The 6,870-nt window shown below is 50.3% G+C and carries 6 protein-coding genes; 3 read left to right on the forward strand and 3 right to left on the reverse strand.

Going from position 1 to position 6,870, the window contains the following annotated elements; all coding sequences use genetic code 11:
- Positions 1-43: 43 nt before the first annotated feature.
- Both QKW35_RS16860 and QKW35_RS16865 read left to right on the forward strand, forming a co-directional pair.
- Positions 44-1,177: a GNAT family N-acetyltransferase gene (locus QKW35_RS16860; protein WP_282355026.1), complete on the forward strand. Its 1,134-nt coding sequence runs from the start codon at positions 44-46 to the stop codon at positions 1,175-1,177.
- Positions 1,178-1,503: 326 nt separating this feature from the next.
- Positions 1,504-3,552 (forward strand): ATP-binding protein, encoded by a 2,049-nt coding sequence (locus tag QKW35_RS16865; protein ID WP_282355028.1) that lies wholly within the window; start codon positions 1,504-1,506, stop codon positions 3,550-3,552.
- A gap of 121 nt (positions 3,553-3,673) precedes the next feature.
- Here QKW35_RS16865 and QKW35_RS16870 read toward each other — a convergent pair whose 3' ends face one another.
- Positions 3,674-4,288, reverse strand: coding sequence for a flavin reductase family protein (locus QKW35_RS16870; RefSeq protein WP_282355030.1), 615 nt, complete (start codon positions 4,286-4,288; stop codon positions 3,674-3,676).
- Between the two features lie 255 nt (positions 4,289-4,543).
- Here QKW35_RS16870 and QKW35_RS16875 point away from each other — a divergent pair, with 255 nt between their 5' ends.
- Positions 4,544-4,825 carry a hypothetical protein gene (locus tag QKW35_RS16875; RefSeq protein WP_282355032.1) on the forward strand — a complete coding sequence of 94 codons (282 nt, stop codon included), beginning with the start codon at positions 4,544-4,546 and terminating at the stop codon, positions 4,823-4,825.
- Between the two features lie 118 nt (positions 4,826-4,943).
- Here the strand turns inward: QKW35_RS16875 and QKW35_RS16880 are convergent, their stop codons facing one another.
- Together QKW35_RS16880 and QKW35_RS16885 are read right to left on the reverse strand one after the other, a co-directional pair.
- The gene (locus QKW35_RS16880; RefSeq protein WP_282355034.1) at positions 4,944-5,507 is read right to left on the reverse strand and encodes a hypothetical protein; all 564 of its coding nucleotides are present in this window, start codon (positions 5,505-5,507) and stop codon (positions 4,944-4,946) included.
- A 412-nt stretch (positions 5,508-5,919) separates the two neighbouring features.
- On the reverse strand, positions 5,920-6,849 hold the full coding sequence (locus tag QKW35_RS16885) for an electron transfer flavoprotein subunit alpha/FixB family protein (RefSeq protein WP_282355035.1): 930 nt from the start codon (positions 6,847-6,849) through the stop codon (positions 5,920-5,922).
- Between the last annotated feature and the right edge of the window lie 21 nt (positions 6,850-6,870).

A 6,870-nucleotide genomic window follows, 5' to 3' on the forward strand; every position in this document is an offset into this window, starting at 1 on the left:
CCAGACGTTAGCGGATCTCTTACAGGTAAGAGTATAGGCAAATATGCTTGATATCGTACTCACTGACAATATTGAATCGATCGGTGCTGAACTTTGGAATGAACTTTGCGGCACCGATTACCCGTTTCTGCGATACGAATTTCTGCATGCATTGGAGCAATCCGGCAGCGTAGGAAAAGGCACCGGCTGGCTTCCCCTGCACCTTTCTTTGAAAGAGGGAGATACCACGGTAGCAGTGATGCCCCTCTACCTGAAGCAGCACTCCTACGGCGAGTACGTATTTGACTGGGCTTGGGCGGATGCTTACTCGCGATATGGCCTTGAGTATTACCCCAAGCTGCTTTCAGCCATCCCGTTTACTCCTGCTTACGGCCCCCGCATCGGCACAAAGCGCCCCCTTGAACAGGTCATTCCGGTGATTCGTGAAGGCATCCCACAAATCGCGGCGAAGATGAATGCCTCGTCCTGGCACGGCCTGTTCGCCCCGCAAGATACGATTGACCTGTTCCGCTCAGAAACGCTGATGCCCCGACTGGGCAGCCAATATCACTGGTTTAACCATGAGTACCGGGATTTCGATCACTTCCTGGAGCACTTCAGCTCACGCAAGCGCAAGAACCTGCGCAAAGAAAGGAAGAAAGTAACCGATCAGGGTGTGGAGCTACGTACGTTTGCAGGCAAGGAGATCACCGATACCCTGCTGCACCGGTTTTACCACTTCTATCAGATCACTTATCTGAAACGCGGCCGCAAGGGTTACCTCACACCGGAGTTTTTCACCCGGCTGCGTGACACAATGCCAGAACACCTTGTGCTGGTCGTTGCATTTGTTGATGAACAAGCCGTTGCCGGAGCATTGTCGCTGCGCAGCAGCACAACCTTGTATGGGCGTTATTGGGGTTGTCTTGAGGAATACGACAGTCTGCACTTCGAAACCTGCTACTACCAAGGCATCGAATACTGCATCCGGGAAAGATTAGAGCGCTTTGATCCGGGCGCTCAGGGCGAACACAAGATCCAGCGCGGCTTTGAACCCATCGAAACCTGGTCTGTTCACTGGATTCAGGAGCCTGGATTCCGCGAGCCGATTGCACGCTTCCTTGAAGAGGAGGAAGCGATGATGCGAGAACAAATTGCTGAACTTACAACTTGGCTCCCGTTCAAAAAATCTCCCTAACCGGCACCCCAAATAAACAAACTATCAAATACAGATATAATCCCTCTGCTTGGCGCAGCGCCAATATTAGGAAGATTAAAAACAATCAGTTTAGCCCTAACGGTCAGCCGAATGAGGCTGCATATTGCCTCTTTGCTTAAAGTCAATATGCAGGCATTTTTCTGCTGCATCTCCTACAATTTATTCTAAACTTTTGACGATATGCCATTGCATGATCTCAACACGAGAATAGATAGCAACCCGTTCACTGGTATATCTGCAACGCACCAAATACCCTGAGCCTTTCACTCAATAAACCTGAATAATCAGGTTAGGAGGAGACAAGGATGTCGATCTACAATCGCATAATCGCCGCCTGTATAGGATTAGCTTTGGTTGCAATACTGCCATTTGGCATTATGTCCTATTTGAGTGGCAAGCAGATCCTGCAAACATCTGTTCAGGAACGTCTTAATGCAGTAGCAAACAATCAGCGCGACAAAATCTCCCATGTGATTACGGCCTGGCAGGACCGCGTCGCCTTGATTGCCAGCCGTACCCAGCTTCGCGTCAGCCTGAAGGACTACCTGCTCACGGGGAATCCCAGCGCTTTAGCAAAGGTCAACAAGATACTTTCAGACGCACAACATTCGGTAAGAGCAGTCGATTCCATCGCCGTCGGCCCTATCAATGGCCCTGCGATCGCAACCGCGGGCAATACATTGACCCAAATGGAGCTCACTCCAGCCATCCCCCGGCACAAACCTAAGATCAGGCTCGTCAGTTTCGCGACCGACACACAGGATACCCTGTACGTGAGACTGGAAACCGCAATGGAATTAGAGGGAGAGATAATCGGACGCGTCGTAGTGACATTGCACGCAGACGAACTGCTAAAGGCAACTCGCGACTACACCGGATTAGGACAAACAGGGGAAACAATCCTAACCGCCTACGATACAAAATATCAGCCCGTTTATCTGTCTCCCTTAAGACATAAGCCATCAACACCCCTGCAACAGATCCCCTCCTATACCATCAACAAAGCCAATCTTCTCTTGGCGGGGCTTTCTGGCAAGGAAGGACTCATGGAGCAGGTCGCTGATTACCGGGGAGTGGTTGTGATGGCCGCAACCCGGTACATACCGGAGATGCAGTGGGGGCTTGTCGTAAAAATGGACCAGCAGGAAATTCTCTCCCCCATCGCTAACTTCCAGAAGCAACTAATTCTGGTCGCTATCGCACTGCTTTTCACAGCTGTCGTACTGGGTATAGTTCTGGCTCGAGCCATCGTTATGCCAATCCGGGCACTGGCGTCAAACACTCAAAAAATACAACAAGGCGAACTAAACCTCCGCACACGCATCCCCTCCTCACAGACTCCAGAACTGCAGGAGCTGGCGATCAGCTTCAACCGCCTCACCGAAAACCTGATAGAGACCAAGTCCACACAAGAACTGCACGTGGAGGAGCAAACCCGCAAGCTGCAGAACCTGAACCAAAAACTGGAACAACGCCTAAACAGCAGCGCACGCAACCTGCAGCAAAACCAATTTGAGCTTACAGCTCTAAGGGAAGCACTGAGTGAGACCCGTAACGAATTGATCCATTCAGATAAAATGGCTGCTTTAGGTAGCTTAATGGCGAGTTTATCGCAGGAGATCATTAAACCGCTCGGTAGCGCAATAACGGCTGTTTCAAACTTGCAGACAACTACCGTAGAGAAAAAAGCGTCGACAGATACCAGACAATTAGACGGGGAGGAGCTCAGCTGCCATCTTGATCTGATCATAAACACCTGCAACCAGCTTCAGACTCAGCTCAATTTCGTATCGGCCATGACATCAGATACCCGACAGATCACACTCGACCTGCTAAATCCAGATATACGCACCATCGAACTGGCACCATACCTCAAGAAGCTTGCGGCATCCATGCAACCTATATTGAAAAGCACGTCGTATCACATATCGATAACCTGCCCCCACTCGCTGCAAATCAGCACCTATCCGGGAGCATTGGTTCAGGCGCTGACCACCCTCATAGTTGGCGCACTGCACCGCACCCGCGAAACACCGCCACAACAGTTGGCCGAGATCAGTATTTATGCAGAGGAAGGGGCCGGGGTTTGTTGTCTGCAGGTGAACGTTAGCGGTTTAGAAATTGCCCCCAACCAACTAGCGAGTATGTTTGAACCTTTCGATACAACCTTACGAAACACAGAAGAGCCCGTATCCCGTCTTTTCATTGTCCGAAAGATAATCACTGACACACTGAAAGGCACAATCAATTGCACAAGCACACCCGGTCAGGGTTGCTGCTTTACCATCAACCTGGCAACACTGGAAAACAAACACCCCGTTGTTCAACACGCCCAGGAATTGCTAAATGAGTGAATAAACAGCCCCCTGAATCAATAAGAGGAGAGCACCATAAACACCTAAAGATTCACCTCACTTATAGCTTTGGGATCACATGCGTTCCTGCAAGCGGTAATGGCATCCGGCTTGCCCCGCCTCAAATCTCGCGGGGAATATCGAGTATGCTTCCAGATGTAACGTATTCATTCCCACCCAGACGTCCCAGCGGGTCGAGTTTATCCGCCATCACCTTGGTGCGTCCCTTGGCATCCGTGGTGACTACTTCATCATCCAGCCAGATACGCTCCAACTTACCAAACACCAGGTTTTGGTTGTTGTCGCCGATCGTATCAAGCTTATACAACTCACACGCAAATGCGATACGAGCCCCCTTCAACCGCGGCAGAACAAAGCCGTCAAACGGCACCGTGTCCATCTCCACCAATTCCAGCTCAGATTCTCCCTCCGGCAACACCTTGGCAGACTTGGTCACCTGAGGTGCCAATTCCGGATGGGCCAGATGAATAACGAACTTCTTGCGCTCAACGATATTACGGAAGGTATCTTTATCACTACCATCCGGTTTACGCCCCATCGACAGCATAACAACCGGTGGCGCACTACACACAGCGTTGAAATAGGAAAACGGCGCCAGATTAAGCTTGCCGTTTTCATGTTCGGACAACACCCAGGCAATTGGCCGAGGCACGACCGTTTGCGTCATCGTGTGATAAACCTGATTTTGTGACAGTTCTGTAAGATCAATATTCATCTTTTGCTTCCGCACGGTGGTTTTAAAGCGCTGTAATTATGACATTTTCTCATAAAAAGCCGCGTTTTTGCTGTGCATATGCAGCATGAAATAGATAATTCTTGAACGAAATTCATATGAAAAAATGTCTGCCAAACAGGTTAGAGATTCGCCACCCCCTCACCTACACTGATAGACCCCGAGCAAAGTTGTACGGGTACCTGTCCAGCAAAAATAATAAAAACCAGCTTATCAACCGAGCTATGAGGTTTAACAATGCTTACATACGAAGAATGTCTGGATATGTGCGATCTGACCGCTGATGAGGTAGACGCCATTGCAGAGCATGAACATATGGACCCTATGATCGCGCTCGCACTCGGACAGTATATGATCAACCACGATGGCGAACAGAAGATTAAAAGCATTATTCTGGACGATATACACAAGGCTCAGCGCGATGGAAATCGCAGCCATGAATTACTGTTGCAGAAAGTGCTGGAGCACTTCATCGCAACGCACCCTGAACACAGCACCCGCGCCGCGGCCGCCGCGTAAAGGGTACACGACCCGAATTAGATTCCCCTTCCTTCCGGTTGAGTGGTGGCGAAAGCCACCCTCACCGGGCACATTTTTTGACTTAACCTAACAACAGGAAAACGTCTCCTGTACCCACCTACTCTAAGTCAACAATAAACAAACAGTCGAAAAAGATCGGTGTACCTTCTCCGGTAAATTCGGAGAGATTAACCATTCCGGAAAGACGAACCCTTCCTTCACGCCCATCAAAAACACCACTTCCCGACAACACCGCATTTGAATCACCTGAAGCGCCGGTAATATGAGTAATTGGAAAACCATCAGGAGTAATAGTTACTTGGTTTACAGGCTGCACAGAGGTTAAACCGCGTGTAACCAGTGTACCTTGAGGCAAATTAAAAAACGTCGTACCGACCAACATTAATCCGCCTTGCCCTCCACCTTCGACATTAGACAAGCAGTCTGTTGCTGAACCTATAACTTGGCGGTTTTTCCCGTTCACCAGATCAACATCAAAACAAAATGCTTCATCTTCAACGCCATCACCATCAATATCGGGCACCATCCCAACATACATCTCATCCGCTCCAACCAGGTTAAACACCCAGCGATTACCACCTCCCTTTCCCTCATCTGCAAATCCCGCGGATACACCTAACAATGCAGCAAACCCTATAGCTGCTAATACCCTAAGCTTCATAGCAAACCTCCCAGGAAATCTTTGAGTGATATGCAAAATTGCACTGCAACAATAGTTGAAGCAAATTCAACACCACCCTGCTACTCCTTTGATAGATAAACAAAAATACAATGCCAAGAACGCGACAGGCATATATGTATGTAAAGGGATCTTTACAATTTGCGTAGGCGCATGACCCTGTTTGGAGAGAGCAATACGGAGAGTATCGAAAGGCCCAGTAGCAGCATCACCAAAGTAAGCACTGTGCCCTGAAGCTCAATCAAACATAAAAAAGCCCGATGCGTATCCGCATCGGGCAAGGATAAAGGCATAGTACTAGTCGGGATGCATCACATATCCCTATGAAGTCCTGCCAAGGTAAAGGACGAGCCGACGCGCCGTCGGCTCTGGTGGTACAAATGAAGGGAGGTGCTTACAGTTTGCCTTCCAGTTCAGGAACAGCTTCAAACAGGTCCGCAACCAGACCATAGTCAGCCACAGAGAAGATAGGTGCCTCTTCGTCTTTGTTGATGGCAACGATGACCTTGGAGTCTTTCATACCTGCCAGGTGCTGGATCGCACCGGAGATACCGACAGCGATGTACAGTTCAGGCGCAACGATCTTACCGGTCTGACCGACCTGCATATCGTTCGGTACAAAACCTGCGTCAACCGCGGCACGGGAGGCACCGACGGCAGCGCCCAGCTTGTCGGCCACCTTTTCCAGCAGCGCGAAGTTTTCGCCGTTGCCCATACCACGACCACCGGAGATAACCACTTTTGCAGCGGTCAGTTCTGGACGGTCGGAGACAGCCATCTCTTCACCGACAAAACTGGAGATACCGGCATCGTGTACGGAGCCCACTGCTTCAACCGCTGCGGAACCGCCTTCAGTTGCTGCGGCATCAAATGCAGTACCACGCACGGTGATCACTTTGATCGCATCCATGGACTGAACAGTCGCAATTGCGTTGCCCGCGTAGATTGGGCGCTGAAACGTGTCCGCCGCTTCTACTGCAGTGATGTCGGAGAGCTGTGCAACATCCAGCAATGCCGCTACGCGTGGCAGGAAGTTTTTGCCGGTAGTCGTCGCTGGCGATACGATGTGGCTGTAGTCCTTACCCAGCTCAGCTACCAGCTTGGACAGGTTCTCGGCCAGCTGATGCTCGTAGGCTGCTGCGTCTGCTACCAGCACTTTGCTAACGCCTGCAACCTGTGCAGCCGCTTCAGCCACCGCGCCACAACCAGCGCCTGCGACCAGTACGTGTAGGTCATCGCCCATCTGAGATGCGGCGGTAACTGCGTTCAGAGTTGCACCTTTCAGGGTGCTATTGTCGTGTTCTGCAATAACCAGAATAGCCATTAGATCACCCCTTAAATTACT

The organism is Pontibacterium granulatum (genome assembly GCF_029961155.1).
GTDB classification, from domain to species: Bacteria; Pseudomonadota; Gammaproteobacteria; order Pseudomonadales; family Balneatricaceae; genus Pontibacterium; species Pontibacterium granulatum.